The 23,834-nt window shown below is 60.5% G+C and carries 21 protein-coding genes and 2 pseudogenes; 13 read left to right on the top strand and 10 right to left on the bottom strand.

What is annotated here, in order from left to right:
• Nucleotides 1–93 precede the first annotated feature (93 nt).
• The gene (locus DK871_RS14870) at nt 94–1,521 is read left to right on the top strand and encodes an amino acid permease (RefSeq protein WP_161905559.1); all 1,428 of its coding nucleotides are present in this window, start codon (nt 94–96) and stop codon (nt 1,519–1,521) included.
• Nucleotides 1,522–1,536: 15 nt separating this feature from the next.
• On the opposite strand, the gene DK871_RS14865 is transcribed toward DK871_RS14870, so the two are convergent.
• Nucleotides 1,537–2,448, bottom strand: a complete 912-nt coding sequence (locus tag DK871_RS14865) for a LysR substrate-binding domain-containing protein (RefSeq protein ID WP_161905558.1) — start codon at nt 2,446–2,448, stop codon at nt 1,537–1,539.
• A gap of 185 nt (nt 2,449–2,633) precedes the next feature.
• Between DK871_RS14865 and DK871_RS14860 the strand changes: the two genes are divergently transcribed.
• From DK871_RS14860 to DK871_RS14845, 4 genes are all read left to right on the top strand, one after another.
• On the top strand, nt 2,634–3,398 hold the full coding sequence (locus DK871_RS14860; protein ID WP_161905557.1) for a sulfite exporter TauE/SafE family protein: 765 nt from the start codon (nt 2,634–2,636) through the stop codon (nt 3,396–3,398).
• Nucleotides 3,399–3,440: 42 nt separating this feature from the next.
• The gene (locus DK871_RS14855; protein ID WP_161905556.1) at nt 3,441–4,337 is read left to right on the top strand and encodes a LysR family transcriptional regulator; all 897 of its coding nucleotides are present in this window, start codon (nt 3,441–3,443) and stop codon (nt 4,335–4,337) included.
• A gap of 103 nt (nt 4,338–4,440) precedes the next feature.
• Nucleotides 4,441–5,334 carry an NAD-dependent epimerase/dehydratase family protein gene (locus tag DK871_RS14850; protein WP_161905555.1) on the top strand — a complete coding sequence of 298 codons (894 nt, stop codon included), beginning with the start codon at nt 4,441–4,443 and terminating at the stop codon, nt 5,332–5,334.
• 197 nt (nt 5,335–5,531) lie between these two features.
• Nucleotides 5,532–6,977, top strand: a complete 1,446-nt coding sequence (locus DK871_RS14845; RefSeq protein ID WP_161905554.1) for a SulP family inorganic anion transporter — start codon at nt 5,532–5,534, stop codon at nt 6,975–6,977.
• A 141-nt stretch (nt 6,978–7,118) separates the two neighbouring features.
• Here the strand turns inward: DK871_RS14845 and DK871_RS14840 are convergent, their stop codons facing one another.
• A complete protein-coding gene (locus DK871_RS14840) occupies nt 7,119–7,493 on the bottom strand; it encodes a lysozyme inhibitor LprI family protein (RefSeq protein ID WP_161905553.1) in 375 nt (124 codons plus the stop codon).
• A gap of 189 nt (nt 7,494–7,682) precedes the next feature.
• Between DK871_RS14840 and DK871_RS14835 the strand changes: the two genes are divergently transcribed.
• From DK871_RS14835 to DK871_RS14820, 4 genes are read left to right on the top strand one after another with little or no spacing between them, the layout of a single operon-like run.
• Nucleotides 7,683–9,086, top strand: coding sequence for a gluconate:H+ symporter (locus tag DK871_RS14835; RefSeq protein ID WP_161905552.1), 1,404 nt, complete (start codon nt 7,683–7,685; stop codon nt 9,084–9,086).
• A 20-nt stretch (nt 9,087–9,106) separates the two neighbouring features.
• Nucleotides 9,107–9,967, top strand: a complete 861-nt coding sequence (locus DK871_RS14830) for a MurR/RpiR family transcriptional regulator (RefSeq protein WP_161905551.1) — start codon at nt 9,107–9,109, stop codon at nt 9,965–9,967.
• Nucleotide 9,968: 1 nt separating this feature from the next.
• Nucleotides 9,969–11,432: an amidohydrolase family protein gene (locus DK871_RS14825; RefSeq protein WP_161905550.1), complete on the top strand. Its 1,464-nt coding sequence runs from the start codon at nt 9,969–9,971 to the stop codon at nt 11,430–11,432.
• A gap of 27 nt (nt 11,433–11,459) precedes the next feature.
• Nucleotides 11,460–11,828 carry a glyoxalase superfamily protein gene (locus DK871_RS14820; RefSeq protein WP_161905549.1) on the top strand — a complete coding sequence of 123 codons (369 nt, stop codon included), beginning with the start codon at nt 11,460–11,462 and terminating at the stop codon, nt 11,826–11,828.
• A 628-nt stretch (nt 11,829–12,456) separates the two neighbouring features.
• Here the strand turns inward: DK871_RS14820 and DK871_RS29690 are convergent.
• The 5 genes and pseudogenes from DK871_RS29690 to DK871_RS14800 form a co-directional block, all read right to left on the bottom strand.
• A pseudogene (locus DK871_RS29690) lies at nt 12,457–13,053 on the bottom strand (methyl-accepting chemotaxis protein); the annotation flags it as partial.
• 306 nt (nt 13,054–13,359) lie between these two features.
• Nucleotides 13,360–14,376, bottom strand: a pseudogene (locus DK871_RS29685) (methyl-accepting chemotaxis protein); the annotation flags it as partial.
• A 165-nt stretch (nt 14,377–14,541) separates the two neighbouring features.
• On the bottom strand, nt 14,542–16,371 hold the full coding sequence (locus DK871_RS14810) for a CocE/NonD family hydrolase (RefSeq protein ID WP_161905547.1): 1,830 nt from the start codon (nt 16,369–16,371) through the stop codon (nt 14,542–14,544).
• Between the two features lie 19 nt (nt 16,372–16,390).
• Entirely contained in the window at nt 16,391–17,818 is a 1,428-nt protein-coding gene (locus DK871_RS14805) for a YfcC family protein (protein ID WP_161905546.1), read from the bottom strand.
• Between the two features lie 107 nt (nt 17,819–17,925).
• On the bottom strand, nt 17,926–18,822 hold the full coding sequence (locus DK871_RS14800; protein WP_161905545.1) for a LysR family transcriptional regulator: 897 nt from the start codon (nt 18,820–18,822) through the stop codon (nt 17,926–17,928).
• A 184-nt stretch (nt 18,823–19,006) separates the two neighbouring features.
• Between DK871_RS14800 and DK871_RS14795 the strand changes: the two genes are divergently transcribed.
• Nucleotides 19,007–20,230 (top strand): OprD family porin, encoded by a 1,224-nt coding sequence (locus DK871_RS14795; RefSeq protein WP_178116056.1) that lies wholly within the window; start codon nt 19,007–19,009, stop codon nt 20,228–20,230.
• Between the two features lie 103 nt (nt 20,231–20,333).
• Nucleotides 20,334–20,951: an FKBP-type peptidyl-prolyl cis-trans isomerase gene (locus DK871_RS14790; protein ID WP_003194089.1), complete on the top strand. Its 618-nt coding sequence runs from the start codon at nt 20,334–20,336 to the stop codon at nt 20,949–20,951.
• A 123-nt stretch (nt 20,952–21,074) separates the two neighbouring features.
• Here the strand turns inward: DK871_RS14790 and DK871_RS14785 are convergent, their stop codons facing one another.
• The 3 genes from DK871_RS14785 to DK871_RS14775 all read right to left on the bottom strand — a co-directional run bounded on the left by DK871_RS14785 (nt 21,075) and on the right by DK871_RS14775 (nt 22,973).
• The gene (locus DK871_RS14785) at nt 21,075–21,332 is read right to left on the bottom strand and encodes a hypothetical protein (protein WP_003194088.1); all 258 of its coding nucleotides are present in this window, start codon (nt 21,330–21,332) and stop codon (nt 21,075–21,077) included.
• A gap of 160 nt (nt 21,333–21,492) precedes the next feature.
• On the bottom strand, nt 21,493–21,834 hold the full coding sequence (locus tag DK871_RS14780; RefSeq protein WP_161905544.1) for a zinc ribbon domain-containing protein YjdM: 342 nt from the start codon (nt 21,832–21,834) through the stop codon (nt 21,493–21,495).
• Between the two features lie 170 nt (nt 21,835–22,004).
• On the bottom strand, nt 22,005–22,973 hold the full coding sequence (locus tag DK871_RS14775) for a polyprenyl synthetase family protein (protein WP_003194086.1): 969 nt from the start codon (nt 22,971–22,973) through the stop codon (nt 22,005–22,007).
• Between the two features lie 239 nt (nt 22,974–23,212).
• Here DK871_RS14775 and rplU point away from each other — a divergent pair, with 239 nt between their 5' ends.
• Together rplU and rpmA are read left to right on the top strand one after the other, a co-directional pair.
• Complete coding sequence (rplU, locus tag DK871_RS14770; protein WP_161905543.1) at nt 23,213–23,527, top strand: 50S ribosomal protein L21; 315 nt, start codon at nt 23,213–23,215, stop codon at nt 23,525–23,527.
• A gap of 34 nt (nt 23,528–23,561) precedes the next feature.
• Complete coding sequence (gene rpmA / locus DK871_RS14765; RefSeq protein ID WP_003176049.1) at nt 23,562–23,819, top strand: 50S ribosomal protein L27; 258 nt, start codon at nt 23,562–23,564, stop codon at nt 23,817–23,819.
• Nucleotides 23,820–23,834: the final 15 nt, after the last annotated feature.

Raw genomic sequence — 23,834 nt, 5'->3', positions numbered from 1 at the left:
ATAGCGTCGGTGCATTCACTACCGTTATCGCAGGCAAGCCAGCTCCCACAGGTTTAGCGTCAGCCACCACCACAATAATAAAGGGGCACACCAGTGACCACGCCAGACAACGGCTTTGCAGAGATTACCCACCGTGAACTGGGCCTGAGGCGCCAGCTCACTTCCGGCCAGATGAGCATGATCGCCATCGGTGGCGCCATCGGCACCGGGCTATTCATGGGCAGTGCCTACGCCATCGGCTATGCCGGGCCGAGCGTGCTGGTGAGCTACGCCATCGGCGCGTTGATCACCTTGCTGCTGATGGGCTGTCTGACGGAGATGACGGTGGCCCATTCCACCTCCGGCTCCTTTGGCGCTTACGCCGAGTTCTACATCAGCCCATTGGCCGGGTTCCTAGTGCGGTATGCCTACTGGGCGGCGATTGTGCTGGCGGTGGGCGCCGAGGTCACGGCGGTGGCGATGTACATGAAGTATTGGTTTGCCAACGTGCCGGAGTGGGTGTGGATCGTGTCGTTCTCCAGTGTGCTGATTGTGCTCAATGCGATCAGCGTGAAGACCTTTGGCAACTTCGAATACTGGTTCTCGACGATCAAGATCAGCGCCATTGTCGGTTTCATCATCCTGGCAGTGTATGTGGTGTTCGGCTCCGGCAACCCTGACTACGGCGTGCAGAACTACACGGCCCACGACGGCTTTTTCCCCCATGGCTTGAGTGGCATGTGGATCGCGGTGATCGTGTCGATCTTCAGCTACCTCAGCGTCGAGATGATCGCCGTGGCCGCCGGTGAAGCCGCCGACCCGGAGCAGGCAGTGAAGAAAGCCTTCCGCGCTACCATCGTGCGTTTGGTGGTGTTCTACCTGCTGACCCTGGCGCTGATGCTCGCCATCGTGCCCTGGAACCAGGCCGGCCAGGCCCAGAGCCCGTTTGTCACGGTGATGCAGACCATCGGCATTCCCGGCGCCACCGGGGTGATGAATTTCGTGATCCTGATCGCGGCGCTGTCGGCCATGAACAGCCAGCTCTACATCACCACGCGCATGATGTTCAGCCTGTCGCGCGCCGGTTTTGCGCCCAAGTCCATGGGCGCGTTGAGCAAGAACGGCATTCCGCTGAATGCGCTGCTGCTGTCCAGCTCGGGCATTGCCCTGGCGACGTTGCTCAACGTGGTGTACCCGGAAAGCTCGTTCACCCTGATGATGGCGATTTCGATGTTTGGCGCGATCTTCACCTGGTTCATGATCTTCCTCACACACCTGTTTTTCCGCCGCTATCGCAAGCGTCATGGCGGGGTGAAGTTGTCGTTCCAGTTGCGGTTTTTTCCCTACAGCACGCTGCTGGGGTTGGTGCTGATGGGGGCGGTGATGATCACCACCTATTTCACCGACGCGTTCAAGATGACCCTGGTATTCGGCGTGCCGTTTCTGTTCATACTGTCAGTGGTCTACTACACCTTCTTCCACAAACGCGCATCATCTGTAGGAGCGAGCTTGCTCGCGAAAAACCCGAGAGCGCCGCGATAAACCTGATAGCTCGCGTTATCGTTGACGATCTTCGCGAGCAAGCTCGCTCCTACAGGGGGCGGCGAGCGCAGCGAGCAAGGTGCTGGCGTAACCGGGCAATTGCTCGAACGAGCGTGCGCATAACAGCAGTTTGCGGCAGGCCCATTCTTCTTGCAGGGGGTGGGCCTTGAAGCGGCGCGCAGGTGGCCAACGGTCCAAAGCGGCCTTAGGTACGATGCCCATGCCGGCGCCGCCGGCGACCATGCGAATCACCCCGTCAAAGCTATCAGCGCGGATACGCGTGTGCAGGCGAAAGCCTGCGTGCAAGGCCTGTTCTTCCAAGTACACCGCCAACGCGCTGTTTGCTGCCAGGCTGACGTAGTCGTATTGCAAGCTCTCGATAAACCCCGCAGTAGTCAGCGGATGGTCGAGCGGCGTGATCAGCACCAGCGGGTCGTCGCGAAACGCCAGGGTCTGCAAGCCGTGGGTGTCTACCGCATCGGAAATAATCCCCAGGTCGGCCGTGCCCTGGCGCAAGGCGTGGGTGATGCGCAGGCTGGGCAACTCTTGCAGGTCGATATCGAGGTTGGGGTGCTCACGCAAAAACTGCGCGAGCAGCTCCGGCAGGTACTCGCTAAGGGCCGTGGTGTTGCACAGCAAGCGTACCTGGCCTTTGACGCCGTTGGCGTATTCGGCCAGGTCCTGTTGCAGGTGGTCGGCCTGCTGCAACAGCAGGCGAGCATGCCGGGCCAGGGCTTTACCCGCAGGTGTTGGGGTGACGCCACGACGGCCGCGCTCGAGAAACGCAATGCCCAGTGACGACTCCATCGCTCGGATACGTGCGCTGGCGGCAGCCAGGGACAGGTGGCTGCGGGCCGCGCCGGCGGTGATATTGCCGGTGTCCAGGATGTGCAGGTAGAGGCGCAGGTCGATGAGGTCAAAGTGCATGAAGTTTCCCAGTGACTGGAAGGGCCTCATCGCAGGCAAGCCAGCTCCCACACTTGAATGTATTCACACTTCCAAAGGTGGGAGCTGGCTTGCCTGCGATAGCGGTATCAGCCTCACACAAAACAAGAGGCTGCCTCAGTATATGGCGAATTTTCAGCCACTCTCCAGCCCTGCACAATCGGTGCATGAATACCTTCCTCGCCTTCTACCAAAACCTTGGCCCGGCCGTTACAGCGCTGGTCATTACCACTTTTCTGCTGGCCGGTACGGTCAAGGGCGTCATCGGCCTGGGCTTGCCCACTGTAGCCATGGGCATGCTCGGCCTGGCTATGCTGCCAGCGCAGGCTGCGGCATTGCTGATCATTCCTTCGACGGTGACCAACCTCTGGCAACTGTCCTTTGGCGGGCACTTGGGTGCCTTGCTCAAACGCCTGTGGCCGATGCTGTTGCTGATTTTTCTCGGCACCGGGCTGGGCACTTTGTGGCTGGGCATGGGTAGCGGGCCTTGGGTGGTGCGTGCCTTGGGCGCGGCTTTACTGGTGTATGCGCAGAGCGGGTTATTCCTGCCAACCTTTAAGGTCGCGCCCCGAGCCGAGCGCTGGCTGGGCCCCTTGTGTGGGGTGATCACCGGCATCATCACCTCGGCCACCGGTGTCTTCGTGATCCCTGCGGTGCCCTATCTGCAGGCGCTGGGCTTGAGCCGTGATCAGTTGGTGCAGGCGCTGGGGCTGTCATTCACCGTGTCGACACTGGCGCTGGCCGCCGGGCTGGCTTGGCGTGGTGCGTTGGGCGGCGCTGAAGTCGGTGCGTCGGTGTTGGCGCTGTTGCCGGCCTTGCTGGGGATGTGGTTGGGCCAGGTGGTGCGTCGGCGCATCAGTGCCTTGTGGTTCAAACGTGGATTTTTCACCGGCATGGCGTTGTTGGGAGGCCATTTGTTGCTGGCTGGTTAATAATGACCGGGCATTTGTCAGCCGTTTAATGAAGGACTGCCCGTGAAAGCCCGATCTGATGAGCTACAGATTTTTGTCAGCGTGATCGAGTGCGGCTCGATTTCCGCCGCCGCCGAAAAAGTCGGGCAAACGCCATCGGCGGTCAGCCGCACGTTGTCGCGCCTGGAAGCCAAGCTCGACACCACCTTGATCAACCGCACCACGCGGCGCATGGACCTGACCGAAGAGGGCAAATACTTCTTCGAACAGGCCAAGCTGATCCTGGCGCAGATGGACGAGCTGGAAGAGCGTCTGTCCTCGCGCCAGAAAAAACCGGCCGGGCGCCTGCGTATCAACGCCGCCGTGCCGTTCATGCTGCATGGGATCGTGCCGTACATCGCCGAGTTTCGCAGCCTCTACCCGGATATCCAGCTGGAGCTCAACAGCGACGACTTGATCATCGACCTGCTGGAGCAAAGCACCGACATCGCCATTCGCATCGGCGCCCTGGCCGACTCGACCCTGCATGCGCGCTTTTTGGGCAGCACGCCGCTGCATATCCTGGCCAGCCCCGGTTACCTCAAGCAGTACGGCACGCCGACGACCGTTGCCGAGTTGGCTGATCACACCTTGCTAGGCTTCACCCACACCGAAACCCTCAACCACTGGCCGCTTCGCCATGGCGAAGGTGACCGCTGGCTGATCCAGCCCGTCGTCAGCGCGTCCAGTGGGGAAACCTTGCGGCAATTAGCGCTGGAAGGGCAGGGCATTGCTTGCCTGTCTAATTTCATGACGGCCCAAGACCTCGACGCCGGACGCCTGGTGCCCTTGCTGGAGGCGTTCAACAGTGGCTATCGCCAGCCGATCCACGCCGTGTTCTACCGCAACTCGCAATTGGCGTTGCGCATCCAGTGCTTCCTGGACTTTATTCAGGCCAAGCTGGCGCGGTATGCGCGCTGATTCGTGATCTGAGCGCAAGAGTGAATTGGGCCGCACGGGCTTATTCGACAGCGGTGTGGGTTGGATACTGGGTGCATCACTTACCCAGTCAGGAGCAACCTCCATGAATGTATTCGTTACCGGCGCAGCAGGGTTTATCGGCGGTTCGATCGCTACCGGCCTGGTCAAGGCCGGCCACCACGTCACCGGCCTGGTGCGCAGCGCCGAACAATCCGCCGAAATGACCGCCCTGGGCATCACGCCGGTGGTCGGCACCCTCGACGACGCCGCCGTATTGACCGAGCAGGCGCACAAAGCCGATGCGGTAATCAATGCCGCCAGCAGCGACCACCGTGCCGCCGTGGAAGTCTTGTTGGCGGCCTTGAAAGGCTCGAACAAGCCGTTCCTGCACACCAGCGGTTCGAGCATCGTGGGCGATGCCTCAGGCGGCAAGGCCAGCGATGTCATCTACTTCGAGGACAACCTGCCTGAGCCGACCGTCGACAAGGCCGCCCGCGTGGCCATCGACAACCTGATCCTCGCGGCCGCCAACGACGGCGTGAATTCGGCGGTGATCTGCAACACCCTGATTTACGGCCACAGCCTGGGCGTAAAGCGTGACAGCGTGCAATTGCCGCGCTTGCTCAAGCAGGCACGCAAAAGCGGGGTGGTGCGCCATGTGGGCCCCGGCCAGAACATTTGGTCCAACGTGCATATTGAAGACGTGGTGGCCTTGTATCTGCTGGCGTTGACCAAGAACGTACCGGGCACTTTCTATTTTGTGGAAAGCAGCGAAGCGGCGTTCATCGACATGACCACTGCGATTGCCCAAGCGCTGGACATGGGCAAGCCGCAAGATTGGCCATTGGCCGAGGCTGAGGCCGAGTGGGGCTATGAAATGGCCAACTACGGGTTGGGCTCCAACAGCCGGGTGCGTGGCAAGCAGGCCCGTGAACTGTTGGGGTGGGCGCCTCAGCGCACGTCGGTGGTGGAGTGGATTCGCGACGAGATGGTGTGATGTTCCCTTAGCACTGCGGTGCGGCCATCGCAGGCAAGCCAGCTCCCACACTTGAATGTATTCACAATTCCAAATGTGGGAGCTGGCTTGCCTGCGAAAGGGGCGCCTCGGTGCATCGGAGCAGACACTTCACTAGCCCCACCCGCCGCAATTCCGTACCATTCCCCGCCTTATCCCCCGCAATTCCCTGGTACTCCATGAACCTCACCCGTCTGCGCGCCGACGCCCTGGCCGGCCTCACCACGTCTTTCGCCTTGCTGCCCGAATGCATCGCCTTTGCCCTGGTGGCCCATCTCAACCCGCTGATGGGCCTCTACGGTGCTTTCATCATTTGCACCCTCACCGCTTTGTTCGGCGGCCGACCCGGCATGGTGTCGGGCGCGGCGGGCTCGATGGCGGTGGTGATCGTCGCACTGGTGGTGCAGCACGGCGTGGAGTATTTGCTGGCGACGGTGTTGCTCGGCGGCTTGATCATGGTCGCTTTCGGCCTGCTGCGCCTGGGCAAGCTGGTGCGCATGGTGCCGCATTCGGTGATGCTCGGCTTCGTCAACGGCCTGGCGATCATCATTGCGCTGGCGCAACTGGAGCATTTCAAGAGCGGTGAAACCTGGCTCAGCGGCACGCCGCTGTACGTGATGGCCGGGCTGGTGGTGGCAACCATGGCCATTGTGTACCTGCTGCCGCGCCTGACCCGTGCCGTACCGCCCGCGCTGGTGGCGATTCTGAGTGTTGGCGTGGCGGTGTACCTGCTCGGTTTGCCGACCCGTACATTGGGGGATATGGCGCACATCGCCGGTGGCTTGCCGACCTTCGCGTTGCCGCAGATCCCCTGGACCCTGGAAACCCTCGGCATCATCGCGCCCTACGCGTTTTTGATGGCGATGGTCGGCCTGTTGGAAACCCTGCTGACCCTTAACCTCACCGACGAAATCACCGAGACCCGTGGCTACCCCGACCGCGAAAGCGTGGCCCTGGGCGCGGCGAATATGGTTTCGGGCCTGTTTGGCGGCATGGGCGGTTGCGCGATGATCGGGCAAACCGTGATCAACCTCAGCTCCGGCGGGCGTGGGCGTTTCTCCGGGGTGTTTGCCGGGGTGATGATTCTGTTGTTCATTCTGTTTTTGTCGCCACTGATCGAGCGGATCCCGCTGGCGGCGTTGGTCGGTGTGATGTTCGTGGTGTCGCAACAGACCTTCGCCTGGGCGTCGTTGCGGGTGATCAACAAGGTGCCGCTCAATGATGTGCTGGTGATCATGGCGGTGACGATCATTACGGTGTTCACCGACCTGGCCACCGCCGTGCTGTGCGGTATCGTCATCGCCGCGCTGAACTTCGCCTGGCAGCAGGCGCGGGAGCTGTACGCCGATGAACACCTGGAGGCCGATGGCAGCAAGCTCTATCGGCTGCACGGCACGTTGTTCTTCGCCTCGACCACGCCGTTTTTGAATCAGTTCGACCCAGCCAACGACCCGGCCCAGGTCACGCTGGATTGCCGTCACCTGAGCTTTGTCGACTATTCGGCGATTGCCGCGCTGATGACCCTGCGCGAGCGCTACACCAAGGCCGGCAAGCACCTGCGGGTGCTGCATTTATCCGAGCACTGCAAAAAGCTGCTCAAGCGCGCCAAGGTTCACCACGACTGAACCCCTTCCTCTGTAGGAGCGAGGGGGACGCCTAGTTCTTGCTCGCGAAAATCGTCAACGATTACGCGCGCATTCAGGATGTACGCGGCGCCTGCGAGTTTTTCGCGAGCAAGCTCGCTCCTACAGGGGGCGAGGTCGTTATTACGGGCCGACCAGGTCTTCCAGTTCCTGGGCACGGGCTTGGGTCATGTCCAGCACGCAGCCCGTGCCATTGACCTGATCAATCGTGCCGCCGGTAGCACTGCCGGCGAAGGCGCAATTGGCATCGCGGTATTTGATCCACAGGCGCTGCACGTCTTGCAGTTGTTGTTTGCGCGCGCCTTCCTGGGCGGCGAGGGCGGTCTTGTAGGCGCGGTTAAGGCGGTCGTCCTGCACCTTGGTTTGCTTGGCGTTGCAACTGACCATGTCTGCGGTGGTATTGGCGCTGTCCATGCATGTTTTCAAGGCAGGGTTGTCGGCGGCATAAGCGCTGCCGCACAAGAGCAGGACGCTGGCGGCAATTGTGGTGCGAATCATGAGCGGTTTCCTGGGCAATGGATGCGCAGTCTATGACTCGGGCGTGGCGTTTGAGTTTCCGCCTTCTCTGATCTTCATGTAAGAACACCCCCCGAATTTTCATCCACCCACGTCGGGCATATCCCCAAGCGACAGCGCTTATCCATGGACGAAAATTACTTTCATAAAAATTGAAAATGCTCCTCGGGAATGATTTATGAGTTTCACAACCAATTCGACGTGACCCTTTCCGAGGAGTACCGCATGGCCGCATTACCGGGCTTCGGGCTGTTGGCATACGCTGCCATCGCCATCATTGCATTGATCGTGCTGATTGCACGCTACCGACTCAACCCCTTTATCGTGATTACCCTGGTGTCCATCGGCCTGGCGCTGATGGCCGGGATGCCGGCGGACACCATCATGGGTTCGTACGAGGCGGGTGTCGGCAAAACCCTGGGGCATATCGCCCTGGTGGTGGCGCTGGGCACCATGCTCGGCAAGATGATGGCCGAGTCGGGCGGCGCCGAGCAGGTGGCGCGCACGCTGATCAACCGCTTCGGTGAGCGCAATGCTCACTGGGCAATGGTGTGCATTGCGTTCCTGGTGGGGCTGCCGCTGTTTTTCGAAGTCGGCTTTGTGTTACTGGTGCCGATTGCCTTTACCGTGGCGCGGCGCGTGGGCGTGTCGATCCTGATGGTCGGGCTGCCGATGGTTGCCGGCCTGTCGGTGGTGCATGCGTTGGTGCCGCCGCACCCGGCGGCAATGATGGCGGTGCTGGCCTATAACGCCTCGGTCGGGCAGACGGTGCTGTATGCGATCCTGATTGGCATCCCCACGGCGATCATTGCCGGGCCCATCTACGCCAAGTTCATCGTGCCGCATATTCATTTGCCGGCGGAAAACCCGCTGGAGCGCCAGTTTATCGAGCGTGAACCGCGTACGCGCCTGCCCAGTTTTGCACTGACCATGGGCACTATCCTGTTGCCGGTGGTGTTGATGATGATCGGCGGCTGGGCCAACGTGATTTCCACGCCGGGCAGCGGGTTCAACCAGTTCCTGTTGTTTATCGGCAACTCGGTGATCGCCCTGTTGGTGGCAACCCTGGTGAGCTTCTGGACCTTGGGCCTGGCCCAGGGCTTTAACCGCGAGTCGATTCTCAAGTTCACCAACGAATGCCTGGCACCGACCGCCAGCATCACCTTGCTGGTGGGCGCGGGCGGTGGGTTGAACCGCATCCTGGTGGATGCCGGGGTTACCCATGAAATCCTCGGCCTGGCCCATGCGTTCCAGTTGTCGCCGCTGGTGATGGGCTGGCTGTTCGCCGCGTTGATGCGCGTCGCCACCGGCTCGGCCACGGTGGCCATGACCACCGCGTCCGGGGTAGTCGCGCCGGTCGCCTTGGGCCTGGGTTATCCACACCCTGAGTTGCTGGTGCTGGCGACCGGTGCAGGCTCGGTGATCTTTTCCCACGTGAACGACGGCGGCTTCTGGCTGATCAAGGAATACTTCAATATGACGGTTATCCAGACCTTCAAGACCTGGACCGTACTCGAGACCCTGATTTCGTTGGTCGCCTTCGGCCTGACCTACGGCCTGTCCCTTGTTTTATGAGTCTGTAACCCGGAGCCCCTATGGACATCCTCTATCAGATCCGCGCCCGCCAGGCCGCTTTCAGTGCCGGCGAAGGGCGTATCGCCAAGCTGATGCTCGAGGATGTGGGCTTTGCCGCCTCCGCCAGCCTGGAGGAACTGTCTGCGCGGGCCGAGGTGAGTACCGCCACCTTGTCACGCTTTGCCCGCAGCGTGGGCTGCCGTGACTTGCGCGATTTGCGCCTGCAATTGGCCCAGGCCAGTGGTGTGGGCAGCCGCTTCCTCGACCCGGCGGGCAAGCCAGAACAGTCAGCGTTTCATCGGCAGATCCTGGGGGACATCGAGGCGACATTGCGTCAGCACCTGTCGGGCTTCAACCAGCGCAGCTTTGGCGATGCGGTCAAGCTGTTGGGCAAGGCGCGGATGATCCATGCGTTCGGTATGGGCGGGCCGTCGAGCCTGTGCAGCGATGAGTTGCAGGTGCGCCTGGTGCGGCTGGGTTATCCGATTGCCGCCAGCCATGACCCGGTGATGATGCGTGTCACGGCGGCGACCCTGGGGCCCGAACATGCCGTCATTGTCTGCTCGCTCACGGGCCTGACCCCCGAATTACTTGAAGTGGTGACGCTGGCGCGCAACTACGACGCGCGGATCATTGCCATCACCCTTGCCGATTCGCCTCTGGCGCAGTTGGCAGATGTCGTGCTGCCGCTGCAATCGGCGGAAACCAGTTTTATCTACAAGCCTACTGCGGCCCGCTACGGCATGCTGCTGGCTATCGACCTGCTCTCCACTGAGTTGGCGCTGGCCCTGCCGGACGACAACCAGGAACGCCTGCGCCGGATCAAACTGGCCCTGGACGATTACCGCGGCGGCCCTGGCAGCCTGCCGCTTGGAGACTGATATGAAGTACGACACGCTGATTCGCCAGGCGCTGATCATCGATGGCAGTAACAGCCCCGGGTATGTCGCCGATGTGGGCGTGCACGCAGGGCGCATCCGCACGATTGGCGACTTGTCCACAGCCCAGGCCGAGCAGGTCATCGACGCCCATGGCCGAGTATTGGCGCCGGGCTTTATCGATGTGCACACCCACGATGACACGGTGGTGATCCGCCAGCCGCAGATGCTGCCCAAGCTCAGCCAGGGCGTGACCACGGTGATTGTCGGCAACTGTGGCATCAGCGCCGCGCCGGTCAGTTTGCGCAGCGACCCGCCAGACCCGATGAACTTGCTGGGCACTCGCGAGGCGTTCTCTTATCCACGGTTTGCCGATTACCGCGCCGCGGTGCAACGGGCCGGCCCGGCGGTGAACGTCGCCGCGTTGATCGGCCACACGGCGCTGCGCAGCAACCATATGGACGACCTGCACCGCACCGCCACACCCTATGAAATTGCGGCCATGCGCGTGCAGTTGCAGGAAAGCCTGGAGGCCGGTGCCCTGGGTTTATCCACAGGCCTGGCTTACGCGAGCGCGTTCAACGCCGAGACCGATGAGGTGCTGCAACTGACCCAAGAGCTGACGGCCTACGGTGCGGTGTACACCACCCATTTGCGCAGCGAGTTCGAACCGGTGCTGGAGGCGATGGATGAAGCGTTCTTGATCGGCCGAGAGGCGAGGGTGCCGGTGATCATTTCCCACCTTAAATGCGCCGGAGCCGGTAACTGGGGGCGCAGCCCGCAGCTGTTGGCAGCGTTGGAAGCGACGGCAAAAGATCATCCGGTGGGCTGCGATTGCTACCCCTATGCCGCCAGTTCCTCGACCCTGGACCTCAAGCAAGTCACCGACGCCTTTCGCATCACCATCACCTGGTCCACGCCGCACCCGGACATGGGCGGGCGCGATTTGCAGGAGATTGCCGCCGAGTGGGGCGTTTCGCTGATGGATGCCGGCCGCCGTTTGCAACCTGCGGGCGCGGTGTACTACGGCATGGATGAGTCGGATGTACGGCGCATTCTTGCGCATCCGTTATCGATGGTGGGGTCGGATGGGTTGCCTGAAGACCCGTTTCCTCACCCGCGCTTGTGGGGCGCCTTCCCACGGGTGCTGGGGCATTTTAGCCGGGATGTCGGCTTGTTCCCGCTGCACACCGCGGTGCACAAGATGACCGGCTTGTCGGCGGCGCGCTTTGGGCTGGCCGAGCGTGGTGAGATCCGTGAAGGGCACTGGGCCGACCTGGTGTTATTCGACCCGCAGCGGGTGCGGGATGTGGCCGATTTCAAGACACCCCAGCGCGCCGCTGAAGGGATTGAAGGGGTGTGGGTCAATGGCGTATTGAGCTATCGCGAGGGGCAGGCCAACGGTGAGAGAGCAGGCCGGTTCCTGGCACGCAACGGGGATTTGCGTGGCGGGTTTTCGTCTCTATAGTTGGGGTTCTTTTAGATGGAGCTTGCCATGCACTTAGGAAAAGTCACCCCCATCCTGCGGATTTTCGACGAGGCCAAGGCGTTGGAGTTCTACGTCGATTTCCTGGGGTTCAAGGTTGATTGGCAGCATCGCTTCGAGGCGAATTTTCCGTTGTACCTGCAAGTGTCGCTTGGGGAGTGTGTGCTGCATTTGTCCGAGCATCATGGCGATGCTTCGCCAGGGGCGGTCGTGCGGATCCAGGCTCAAGGGGTCGACGTGTATCAGCAGCAGTTGCTGGGCAAAGCGTACCGTTATGCAAAGCCTGGGGTTGAAGACACGCCATGGGGGACGCGTGAGATGAGCATCAGAGACCCGTTTGGGAATCGGTTGGTGTTTGTTGAGGACAGCGAGGGCTGAGTGGCAAATTGCAGGCAATAAAAAACCGCCTTAGTAGGGCGGTTTTTCTTGCAAACCCAGTTAGTGGCTGGGGTTGCGGCTTCACAGGAGCACTGACGTGGTACCGATACTACTGTTGCTTTAGGGCTTTATGCAACACTCGACGACAAGCGGTTTTCCACCGCAGTACACATCTTTTTTATTAGTTAAATCTGCAAAAAACAGCAACAACTTTTAAGGCGAACTGAGGGGCGTTTGTCACACCTTGGCGCAGAGTGCTGAGCTAGTATCGCTCTCGTTCTAGGTACATCGTGAAGTAGGTTGACTGGGTTAGCGCGCAAATTTTGGACCGACCGCCACGGGCTAGTAATCCGTGCCGGATTCATGCGGGAGGACCATAAACCCAGCCGCCTCACAGGAGCACTGGCGTGCATCCAAAGGCTCACATGTTCCGGTAAGTGCGCTGGAGGTAAGGCCCAACTCACGGAGGGCCGAGTATGTCTAAGTTTGCACGACGTACATGGAACCTCGTAGTGAACTGCCTACGTGCTTATCACGTATGGAAGTTCCTGCGGGACAGCTTCGATGACCGTTAGGGTCTAAGAGGTGGGAGCCGCCTCGGTTCAGGCCGAGGCGGCTTTTTGGTGTCTTACACCCGGAAATGACTGACCATCTGCTGTAACTGGCTACCCAATCGAGCCAGTTCCACACTCGACTTGGCCGTCTCATCACTGGCCGTAGCGGTCTGCTCGGACACGTCCCGCACATTCACGATACTGCGGCTGATCTCTTCCGCCACGGCGCTTTGCTGTTCGGCGGCCGCTGCGATCTGCTGGTTCATCGACTGGATATTCGACACGGTGCGCGTGATATTTTCCAAGGATACCCCGGCCTTGCGCGTCAGTTCGACACTGCTGTCGGTCAGGCTGCGGCTGTTGTTCATCACGTTAGCCACTTGTTGGGTACCGTTCTGCAAACCGGCCACCAGGTCTTCGATTTCTTCGGTGGACTTCTGTGTACGCTGCGCCAGGCCACGCACTTCGTCGGCGACCACGGCAAAGCCACGGCCGGCTTCACCGGCACGCGCAGCTTCAATGGCGGCGTTAAGTGCCAGCAGGTTGGTCTGTTCCGCCACGGCTTTGATCACGTCCATCACGCTGCCGATCTTGTTGCTCTCTTGTTGCAGGTGCGTCATGGCGTCGGTGGAGCGGGCGACTTCGGCCGCCAGGCGTTCGATCTGTGCGATGGCTTCAGCCACCACTTTATCGCCTTCGCGGGCTTGGCCGTCGGCGTCGGAAGCGGCTTGGGAAGCCTGCTCGGCATTGCGCGCGACTTCCTGCACAGTGGCCGTCATTTCATGCATCGCGGTGGCGACCTGATCGGTCTCGATCTTCTGGCTGTTCACGCCAGCGCTGGTCTGCTCGGTTACGGCTGACAACTCTTCGGCGGCGCTGGCGATCTGAGTGACGCCGTCGCGGATGCCGCTGATCAGCTCGCGCAAAGTGGTGCCCATGCGCTGGATGCCTTGCTGCAACACGCCCAGTTCGTCACGACGGGTCACCTGGATGTTGTGGCTCAGGTCGCCCGAAGCGATGCGTTCCACCACGGCCAGCGTTTCCTGGATTGGACGGGTGATCTGGCGCGTGATCACCCACGCGGCAATCACGCCGACCAACAGGGCCAGCAAGGTACTGATCAATTGCAGGCTGCGAGCCTGGGAGCTTTCAGCGTCGCGACGTTCCAGTTGGATGTCGTACAGCTTGTCGCTGATCGTCACGATATCGGCGCCCTGGGTGGTCATTTCGGCACGGGCGGTGACAATATTGGCGTTGGCCGCTTTGTAGCTCTGCACGGCACTGCGGTAGTCACCGAGTGCGGTTTCCAGGGCAGTCAATGCGGTTTGCTGGCCCGAACCGAATGCGGTACCGAGGCCCTTCAAACCCTCGACTGCATTCTCCAGTTGCGCGGCAGCGCGGGCTTCGGTTTCTGCGTTGGGGCTATTGGTATAGCCGCGCACTTCGTAGCGAGCCTGCAGGAACTCGTTCTTAGCGTGAGTCACCGCCAGGAACTGCGTGAAGCGCTCCGGGCTATCGGCTGACTGCTGCACACTGGTTTCCAGCGCATTGATTTGTGCGTTGGCGATGTCGGCCTTGGCGCCCATGACATCGCGCGCAGCGTTGCCATTGCGATAAGCCTCGCGCATTTTGCTCAGGGACTGGCGGTAAGCGGTAATCACGTCTTTCTGCTCATTGAGCAGCTTGAGGTTTTCCGGGCTCTTGAAGCTGTCCAGCAGCTTCTGTTGCTGGGCGGCGAAGGCATCGAGGCTGGTCTGCACGTTCTGCGCCACGGCTTCGTCGCCATTGGCCAGCATGTATTGCAAGCGCACGATACGCAGCTTGGTCAACGAGGCGTTGAGTTGAGTGATGTCGCTCATCCAATTGCTACGGTCGATCAAGCCGCCCAGGCTGGTCCAACCCGTGAGTGCCAGGACCGAAGTGAGGACCAACACCAGGCCGAAGCCCAGGCCGAGTTTGAGATTGACACTGATGTTACCGAACCAGCTGTTCATCGAAAGCTCCTTGAAGAGTGATGTCTGTCTGCTGGACGGTGTGTTTTTGTTTGAGCCAGCCAAGATGTGTAGGGCTGTATCGGCGGGAAAGGACGATTCTGAAATACTTTTATTGCTGAGCGACGAAGGGGCGCCATCCCCCAAAAGGGATGGCGATCCAGCGGGTCAGAACATAGTGGTGTCGGGCACCACGGTAAGCCTGAGGCATGAGGCGGCGGTGAGGTTCAGATGCACACGATTATGGGCAACCTGGGGGTGGTTGGCTTGGCCTGAGGGCTCGCCGCTGTTGGGGTTGATGTCAAACCTTGGAAAGTTGCTGCTGGCGATGTCCAGGCGCAGCCGATGGCCGCGCTTGAACAGATTGCAGGTGGCAAACGGCTCGATCAGTACCTTGACCCGTTCACCGGGCGTTAGCGGCGTCGGTTGTTCCCACGAGTCGCGATACCGACAGCGGCGGATGCCATCGGTGATGTTCATCGCAAAACCTTCAGGGTAATCGGCACTGGGCGGATACACGTCCACCAGCTTGGCGGTGAAATCGGTGTCGGGCGCATCGCTGTCGATCCACAGCTCGATCTGTACGTCACCGGCGACGATCAGGTCCTCGTCGAGCGGCTCGGTCTCGAAACTCAGCACGTCATCACGCAGGTTCAGGGGGCGGTTGTCACCCAGGGTGCCGAAAAAGTCCGGGCGTTCCCGTTGATCAAATGCCCCGCCGACAAACACCGGAGCGCCAGACGTCAGCGCGCCGCCGATAGTGGGAACGGGGTGGGCCGGGTCGGCGCGGTAACTCAAACTGGCATCAGTCTCGACAGGCGGGGTGCGGCTCAATTGCCTGCATGCATTGAGGTAAAGGGTGAGTGTCTGGCTGCCGGGCAACGGCCATTGCGTGCTATGCAGCCAGCGGCCACCATGTTGCAAGCGCCCGTTTTGGTCGCGATGACCGCTGCCACCGCCCATCAAAAATACCTGCACGTTGGCCGGTGTGGCGCGGGGTGAGGGCTTGAGGGAGTGTTCGAACCAGGCCAGGCGGCAACTGAGCCAGTCCTGATCGACCTGCCCGTCGAAGGCAGCTTGCGGGCCGAACTCTACATCTCCACTGTGGCTGATATTGCGGTCGCCATGCAGCCAGGGGCCCATCACCAACCGCTGGCGGGCCGTGCCGTTCTGGGTGAAGGCCCGGTAGTTGGCCAGGGTTGAACTGACGTAGGCGTCGTACCAGCTGGACATGAACAGTACCGGGATATCGGGCAGTTGCGCGTAGTGGCCTTCGGCGTAGATGCCGGACTGTTGCCAATATTCACTGAAGGTGCCCTGGGCCCATTGGTCCAACACATAGGTTTCGTATTCCGGCACGTGGCGAAGCGGCGATTGGCCGGGTTGCCATGGCATGCGTGTGAACCACTGATAGATATCCTCTTGCTCTAACGCCTCACGAATCTGAGGGTTGGCCAGGGCCGCCGGGCTTTCCTTGGCCTGGCGAAAGGCCCAGGTCGCTTGCTTGAGTTCGAAGGCGCCGCCCTGACGAATCCCGCACTGGTAGGCGTTGGCGAAGCCGCCGCTGTCCAGCACCATGCTGCCCAGGCCCGGTGGGTGCAGGCAGGCCATCGCCAACTGCGTGTGGGCCGCGTAGGACAGGCCCATGCTGCCGATCCTGCCGTTGCACCAGGGCTGTTGGACGATCCAGGCCAGGGTGTCGAAACCGTCCTCACCCTCGGCCGTGTATTTGGTGAACGTGCCTTCGGAGGCGTAACGCCCACGGCAGTCTTGGAAGATCGCGACAAAGCCTTGCTCGGTAAACCGTGCGGCCATTTGTGCACGGGAAATGTGTTGGCCGTCGAGCTGTTTTTCCGAGCGCGAGGGCTTGCTTTTGTCGTAGGGCGTGCGTTCGATCACCACCGGAAACGGCCCTGTGCCGCCCGCTGGCAGGTAGATATCGGTGGCCAGGTGGATGCCGTCACGCATCGGGATCATTTGGTCAGGCAGAATGTGCATGCAGATAACGCTCATCGATTCAGTACCCGCTCGTTACTGCGATGGCCAGCAACACCATCGCCAGCGCAGCGTAGATCAGGAACAGTGGCAGGATGTAGCGCGCCCACTGGCCCCAGCCGACATTGGCGGTGGCCAGCAGTACCAGCAGGCCGCTGGAGGTGGGGGTGATCATGTTGGTCAGGCCGTTGCCTAGCAAAAAGGCGAACACCGTGGTCTGCGGGCTGACGCCGGACAACTGGCCCAAGGGCCCGAAAATCGGCATGGTCACTGCCGCCTGGCCAGAGGTAGAGGGAATCAGTACATCGAGCCCCAGTTGCGCGAAGAACATGCCATAGGCCGACACGATCGGGCCGTGGTCGCCCACCAGGTTGGCCAGGCTGTTGACGATGGTGTCCAGTACCTGGCCGGTACTGAGGATGATCTCTACGGCGGTGGCCAGGCCGATCAACACGCCGGCGATCAGCACCTTCTTCATGCCATCGACAAAGGCGCTGGCCGCCACGCTTGCGCCCAGCCCTGCGATCACGCTGAAGGCGACTGTCAGCAGCAGGTAAAACGCCGACAGCTCATGGTACTTCCAACCCCAGCGGTTGGAGGCGTAGACCAGAAACGCGATACCTGTGAGCAGCACGATCAGGTTGATCAAGTGGCGCAAAGGCAGCGGTGTACTTTCGAAGGTGACCTTGGCCGTGGCATCGAAACCGTGCTTGCGAATACTCCACAGCACGAAGGCAATCCCCACCAGCAGGAAACTGCAATAAGCGAGTACGCGCATGCTCAGGCCACTGAAAATCGGCAGCCCCACCATCGGCTGGGCGACGGACAGCGCCACTGGATTGGAGATGGAGGCCAGGTAGCCGATCTTCACCGAGATGGTGACGATGGCCAGCCCGATCAGGTTAGACAGCCCCAGCCGGTTGGCCATGGCGACCATCAACGGCACGATCAGGATAAATTCCTTGGCCAGCCCCATGAAGGTACTACCGGCGGAAAACACCAGCATCAGGCAGGGCACCAGTACGTAGATATTGCCCCGGGTCAGCCCCAGCATGCGTTCCAAGCCGGCGTCGATCACCGAGGCTTTGTTCAGGACTCCGAACATGCCACCAATGAATAGCACCATGAAAATCAGCCCCGCACGTTTTTCGATGCCCTGGGGAATGGCCATGAAACCTTCCACCAAGGACACCGGGCGCGCCACGCTGTCGCCGGCTTTACGCGGCTCCAGGGCAAATAGCTGGCCCAGGGAGCCGTGTTTTTCCAGTACCTGGTAAGAGCCCGGTATCACCAGGCCATTTTGGCGCTCGAAGGTGCCGGAGTTCACTGCATAGGTAAATGCCACTGCGAGCAGGACGATGCTCAGCAGGATAATGGCGGGGTTGATTTGTTTGCGTTGCGTGGTGTCGCCCAATGCTTTCTGGGTTGGTATGCTCTGCGATTCGCTCATGCTGGTGGCCCCGGCGTGTGCCGTTGTTGTTATAGGGGTGACATGTGTGGGGCGGACACTAGGGCAAAGTTTTCGCGGCGACAACGTTATGCGAGAGGTGGGTCGGGCTATGCGTTTTGTGCACCCAGGCGCTGCTTGAGATGCTCGGCAAACGCGTTCACCAACTGCGACCTGGGCTCATTGGCGCGAAACGCCAGGCCGAATGCGTAGGGCAGTGTCGGGCGAAACGGGCGGGTGACAATCGGCAAATGCAGGAAGTGACTGGCCAGCAGTCCATTGACGATCGACACCCCCAGCCCCTCGGCCACAAAGCTGCACGCAGCGCCGACCGAGTGCACCTCGATCCGCACCTGCGGCGTGAGGTTGGCGGCACGAAACACCTGGTTCAGCTCGGCCCGCAGGGCGCGTTGCCGGCCTAGCATGACCAGCGGTACGTTGCGCAGGTGCTGCACCTCGATGCAGGCATGACGGCTGAGCGGATGCTCGGCGGGCATCACGCAGACGCCTTCGGTTTGCAGCACCGGCTCTACGTCGAAGTCGGGAATTTCCGTGGGCAGGCGCACAAAGCCCAGGTCGGCGGAACGGTCCAGCACGGCGCGCTCAATCATGTCGTAAGAGCCAGTCAGCAGTTCAACGACCGTGTCGTCATGGGCCTTGAGAAACTGCGCCACGATGCGTGGCAACAGCTCCTGGGTCATGCTGGTGGGTACCGCGACCTTGAGCAGGCTTTTGCGCGAACGCCCCACACGCATCTCGTCAGCCAGGCGCTGGATACGCTGCATCCCATCGACCAGTCCGGCGACTTCGGTGAGCAGTTCCTCGGCCTCTGGCGTGGCCATCAGGCGGCCTTTCTTGCGCAGGAACAAGGCAAAACCCACATGCTCTTCCAACTGGCTCAGCAGGCGGCTGACCGCCGATTGCGAGAGGCCCATGCGCGTCGCGGCACCGATGGTCGAGCCGGTGGACATGATCGCCTTGAAAGCTTCGAGTTGCTTGAGATTCACCGTGTTTTTCCTGTCGGTTGGGAAGGGCGGCGGGTGCTTCACGCATAGCCTGATGCGCTTCTCGCATAACGTTGTGGGGCCGTTGACGAGCCGTTAGTGTCCGCTGCAACGCGACATGCCGTCCAGCCTGTCGCGCTGCGCAACTGCCCATAAAAAAACACAACACGGCATTGAGGAACGGTTTATGTGTGAGTTTTTCACGAAGGGGGGAATAGTCTCGGCGGGGTTGCTGGCGAGCTTGTCACCGGCATTGATGGCCCAGGGCTTCTGGGAGGATGCCCAGGGCCGATTGACCTTGCGCAACTTCTACTTCAACGACGGCTACCGCGACGGTGGCGAAGACCGCAAGGAGTGGGCCCAGGGCTTTCTGCTCAATCTGCAGTCAGGTTATACCGAGGGCACTGTTGGGTTTGGCCTGGATGCCCTGGGGCTGGCGGGCTTGCGTCTGGACTCCAGCCCGACCCACGCCGGCACGGGTTTGCTGCCGGTGCATGACGATGGTCATGCGGCCAGCGAGTTTTCCAGCCTGGGTGTCACGGCCAAGCTGCGCTGGGGCGACGCGGTGGTGAAAACCGGCACGTTACTGCCGAAGATCCCGGTGCTGGTGTACAACGATGGCCGCCTGTTGCCGCAGACTTTCCAGGGTACCCAAGTGGAGTACGCCGGCATTCGTGACTTGTACCTGCACGCCGGGCACCTGGATCAATTCAAGCTGCGTAACTCCACCGACAGCGTGGATATTTATCCCCAGGGCTACAGTGGCAAAAAGGGCAGTGACTTCGATTTCGCTGGCGCCACTTATGCCTTTACACCGAAGCTCAGCGGCACCTGGTACTACGGCGAAATGCGCGAATTCTACCGCCAGCAATTCTTCGGCCTGGTGCATAAGCAGCCGTTGGGCCGGGGCACGCTGACCAGCGACTTGCGCTATTTCATCAGCAGTGAAGCCGGTGAGGCACGTAACGGTGCAGTCGACAGTGACATGTTCAGCGGCCTGTTTACCTATCGCCTGGGTGCGCAGGCGCTGGGTGTGGGCTATCAGAAAGTCAGTGGCGAGACGGCGTTGCCCTATGCGAGTGTGTCGACGGTGTATTCCTTTAGTAACGCGGGTGTGGGCAAGTTCATCCAGGCGGGTGAGCAAACCTGGATGCTGCGCTACGACTATGACTTGGCGGCGGTACTGCCTGGCTTGAGTTTCATGACCCGCTACTACAAAGGGCAAAACGGCGACTTCAAAGGGCGTGAGGCTCGGGAGTGGGAGTCCGACACGAATCTGCGGTACGTGGTTCAGGACAGCACCTTCAAAGGCCTGGGGGTGGAGGTGCGCAAGGCCACTTATCGCTCGACCTATGCCAGTGACCGGGACAACTACCGGTTGTACCTGACCTATGATCTGGCGCTTTGGTAGCCGGGGTGGGGCTGATCACGGCCCGCTCATGTGTGCTAGTCTGCGAGCCCTTTTAGTTCTGGGCGGCGCGGGAAACTGTGGCGTCCTACAGCGGAGCCTCTTCATGTCCGAAGTTAATCTGTCCACCGACGAAACCCGCGTCAGCTACGGTATCGGCCGTCAGTTGGGCGACCAACTGCGCGACAACCCGCCGCCGGGCGTCAGCCTGGACGCGATCCTGGCCGGCCTGACCGACGCGTTCGCAGGCAAGCCAAGCCGTGTTGACCAAGAGCAGATGGCTGCCAGCTTCAAAGTGATCCGCGAAATCATGCAAGCCGAAGCCGCTGCCAAGGCTGAAGCCGCAGCGGGTGCCGGCCTGGCTTTCCTGGCGGAAAATGCCAAGCGTGATGGCATCACCACCCTGGCTTCCGGCCTGCAATTTGAAGTGCTGACGGCCGGTACCGGCGCCAAGCCGACCCGTGAAGACCAAGTGCGTACTCACTACCACGGCACCCTGATCGACGGCACTGTGTTCGACAGTTCCTACGAGCGCGGCCAGCCTGCAGAATTCCCGGTTGGCGGCGTGATCGCCGGCTGGACCGAAGCCCTGCAACTGATGAATGCCGGCAGCAAATGGCGCCTGTACGTGCCGAGCGAACTGGCTTACGGCGCTCAAGGCGTTGGCAGCATCCCGCCGCACAGCGTTCTGGTATTCGACGTCGAGCTGCTCGACGTTCTGTAAGCCCCGTACCTGTAGGAGCTCGCTCGCGAAGAACCTCAACGATAACGCGTAAAACATGGTTTAACGCGGTGCCTCTGATATCTTCGCGAGCAAGCTCGCTCCTACAGTATTGGCTGTTGTCTCTCATGGATGGAACTTGCCATTGAGCTCCGTCGCCGGGCGCAACGCTCGTGCATAGCAGAATAGAAACAGATTCCTTACTACTTCCTTCAGCACCCCAGGCTCACTGGAACTCAGGCCATTGACGTCCAGATCGCCCTGGTCCTGCAGCTCGTTCAGCGCTTCTTCTTCGAGCACCGCACAGACTTCACCGGTTTCCCGATGCAGGATTCGCAGGTAAGGGTGTGGACGGTCCAGCCAGGCATCTATCAAATAAGTCATGGTCGTTCTCCTTGATGGGTTTCAATGAGAATAATTCTTATTCGTAGAATAGCAAGCGTCTATTGGCAGTTTCTGGTTTTTTCTGTGTGGGTATTGCGTTCGATCAACGCAGAGGGCAAAACGCCACCCCGCGGCGGGCGCGGGATGGAATGCAGCAGGATCAGACTTTGCGCACGAACTCGGACTTGAGCTTCATCGGGCCGATACCGTCGATCTTGCAATCGATGTCGTGGTCGCCGTCGCACAGGCGGATGTTCTTGACCTTGGTGCCGACTTTGACCACCAGGGAAGTGCCCTTGACCTTGAGGTCCTTGATCACGGTGATGGTGTCGCCGTCCTGCAGGACGTTGCCCACAGAGTCTTTCTTCACGGCTTCATCACCAGCCACTTCGACCTCGCCAGTGGCGGACCATTCATGGGCGCATTCCGGGCAGATCAGCTGGGCGCCGTCTTCGTAGGTGTATTCGGAATTGCATTTGGGGCAGGGAGGCAACGTGCTCACTAAAGCTCCTAGAAAGTCAGGGATGGCTAAAAGTCGCACATTATATAGGGTTTTAAACGCGGGTGGGGTTGGACTCGTCCTAATGTGGGAGCTGGCTTGCCTGCGATAGCGGCAGTGAATTCACTACACTCATCGCAGGCAAGCCAGCTCCTACATTAAACAGCGCGGAATCAGTGAGTACGGGCCACCGCAAACTCACTCAGCTCAACCAGGGCATCCCGGTATTCACTGGCCGGCAGGGCTTCCAGACACGTAATTGCACGGGCCACGTAGTCACGCGCCAGTTGCGCGGTGTACTCCAGGGAACCCGAGGCTTCCACGGCGGCACGGATGGCTTCCAGGTCTTCGATCCCGCCTTTCTGGATCGCCTTGCGCACCAGGGCGGCCTGTTCCGGCGTGCCTTCGCGCATGGTGTAGATCAGCGGCAAGGTCGGCTTGCCCTCGGCCAGGTCGTCACCGACGTTCTTGCCCAGGGTTTCGGCGTCGCCCTTGTAATCGAGCAGGTCATCCACCAGTTGGAACGCCACGCCCAGGTGGTCACCGAACGTGCGCAGCGCCTCGGCCTGTTCGGCGGTGGCGCCACACAGCGCGGCGGCACTGTGGGTAGAGGCTTCGAAGAGCATCGCGGTTTTGCCGCGAATCACTTCCATATAGGTTTCTTCGGTGGTGCTGGCGTCGCGGACTTTGGACAGCTGCAACACTTCGCCTTCGGCGATGATGCGTGTGGCCTGTGAAAGAATCTTCATCACGGGCATCGAGCCCAGCTCGACCATCATTTCGAACGAACGCGAATACAGGAAATCGCCCACCAACACGCTGGGCGCATTACCCCACATGGCGTTTGCGGTCTCGCGACCACGGCGCATGCCGGACATGTCGACCACGTCGTCATGCAGCAGGGTGGCGGTGTGCAGGAATTCGATGGTGGCGGCCAGCAGGCGCAGGTCATCGCCTTGACGGCCCAGGGCCTTGCCACACAGCAACACTAATAAAGGACGCAGGCGTTTGCCGCCCGCCGACGTAATGTAGTCGCCAATTTTGGAGACCAGCGGCACTTTAGACGTCAGCTGCTGCTTGATGATGCCGTCGACGGCGCTAAAATCGTCCGCGACCGCGCGGTAGAAAGCTTGGGGTTGCATCAGCGACAGTCGCTCCAGAAGGGTTGCGCGGCATGCTAGGACCCTCACCCCGCAGTGTCAAGGCGCGATAGACGGCCCCTTGCAAGCCTCCCATAGCTTGCGTACAATCGCGCACCCTGAACTTCCTGGGCAGCACCTGCCTTACGCAATTGCATTCGGGACGTCCATCCCATGCAGCCATGCCAGCCAATACCTCTTCTTATAAAGCGCTGGGTGAGCAGGATTATCGGAGAAATACCATGTCGTACGCAGTAATTGTTACTGGTGGCAAGCAATACAAAGTCGCCCCAGGTGAATACCTGAAGATCGAGAAACTGGAAGTCGCTACTGGCGATTCCGTTACTTTTGATCGCGTTCTGTTGGTCGCCAATGGCGATGACGTGAACATCGGCGCTCCAGTTGTTGCTGGCGCTACCGTTGTGGCTGAAGTGATCTCCCAAGGTCGTCACGATAAAGTCCGCATCATCAAGTTCCGTCGTCGTAAGCACCACATGAAGCGTATGGGCCACCGCCAGTGGTACACCGAGATCAAAATCACCGGTATTCAGGCTTAATTTCAGCCTAATTCCTCACTAGGAGAATTGACTCATGGCACACAAAAAAGCTGGTGGTAGTACCCGTAACGGTCGCGACTCAGAAGCCAAACGCCTTGGCGTGAAGATGTATGGCGGCCAGAAAATCATTCCGGGCAACATCATCGTGCGTCAGCGCGGCACCCAATTCCACGCCGGTTACGGTGTTGGCATGGGTAAAGATCACACCCTCTTCGCTAAAATCGAAGGCGTGATCAAGTTCGAAGTAAAGGGCGCGTTCAACCGCCGTTACGTGAGCGTTGTCGCAGCTTAATTGCGAGATCGCTGG

Origin of the sequence: Pseudomonas sp. L13 (assembly GCF_009935965.1) — a bacterium.
Classification (GTDB): Bacteria; Pseudomonadota; Gammaproteobacteria; order Pseudomonadales; family Pseudomonadaceae; genus Aquipseudomonas; species Aquipseudomonas lactis.
The sequence above is the reverse complement of the archived record's forward strand: the minus strand, read 5'-3'. Positions and strand labels throughout refer to the sequence as shown.

Excerpts from the sequence above, each read along its gene's own strand:
- DK871_RS14865 (WP_161905558.1), bottom strand. The coding sequence starts at position 2,448 with ATGCACTTTGACCTCATCGACCTGCGCCTCTACCTGCACATCCTGGAC.
- DK871_RS14860 (WP_161905557.1), top strand. The coding sequence starts at position 2,634 with ATGAATACCTTCCTCGCCTTCTACCAAAACCTTGGCCCGGCCGTTACA.
- DK871_RS14850 (WP_161905555.1), top strand. The coding sequence starts at position 4,441 with ATGAATGTATTCGTTACCGGCGCAGCAGGGTTTATCGGCGGTTCGATC.
- DK871_RS14845 (WP_161905554.1), top strand. The coding sequence starts at position 5,532 with ATGAACCTCACCCGTCTGCGCGCCGACGCCCTGGCCGGCCTCACCACG.
- DK871_RS14840 (WP_161905553.1), bottom strand. The coding sequence starts at position 7,493 with ATGATTCGCACCACAATTGCCGCCAGCGTCCTGCTCTTGTGCGGCAGC.
- DK871_RS14835 (WP_161905552.1), top strand. The coding sequence starts at position 7,683 with ATGATTTATGAGTTTCACAACCAATTCGACGTGACCCTTTCCGAGGAG.
- DK871_RS14830 (WP_161905551.1), top strand. The coding sequence starts at position 9,107 with ATGGACATCCTCTATCAGATCCGCGCCCGCCAGGCCGCTTTCAGTGCC.
- DK871_RS14825 (WP_161905550.1), top strand. The coding sequence starts at position 9,969 with ATGAAGTACGACACGCTGATTCGCCAGGCGCTGATCATCGATGGCAGT.
- DK871_RS14820 (WP_161905549.1), top strand. The coding sequence starts at position 11,460 with ATGCACTTAGGAAAAGTCACCCCCATCCTGCGGATTTTCGACGAGGCC.
- DK871_RS14810 (WP_161905547.1), bottom strand. The coding sequence starts at position 16,371 with ATGCACATTCTGCCTGACCAAATGATCCCGATGCGTGACGGCATCCAC.
- DK871_RS14805 (WP_161905546.1), bottom strand. The coding sequence starts at position 17,818 with ATGAGCGAATCGCAGAGCATACCAACCCAGAAAGCATTGGGCGACACC.
- DK871_RS14795 (WP_178116056.1), top strand. The coding sequence starts at position 19,007 with ATGTGTGAGTTTTTCACGAAGGGGGGAATAGTCTCGGCGGGGTTGCTG.
- DK871_RS14790 (WP_003194089.1), top strand. The coding sequence starts at position 20,334 with ATGTCCGAAGTTAATCTGTCCACCGACGAAACCCGCGTCAGCTACGGT.
- DK871_RS14785 (WP_003194088.1), bottom strand. The coding sequence starts at position 21,332 with ATGACTTATTTGATAGATGCCTGGCTGGACCGTCCACACCCTTACCTG.
- DK871_RS14775 (WP_003194086.1), bottom strand. The coding sequence starts at position 22,973 with ATGCAACCCCAAGCTTTCTACCGCGCGGTCGCGGACGATTTTAGCGCC.
- rplU (WP_161905543.1), top strand. The coding sequence starts at position 23,213 with ATGTCGTACGCAGTAATTGTTACTGGTGGCAAGCAATACAAAGTCGCC.
- rpmA (WP_003176049.1), top strand. The coding sequence starts at position 23,562 with ATGGCACACAAAAAAGCTGGTGGTAGTACCCGTAACGGTCGCGACTCA.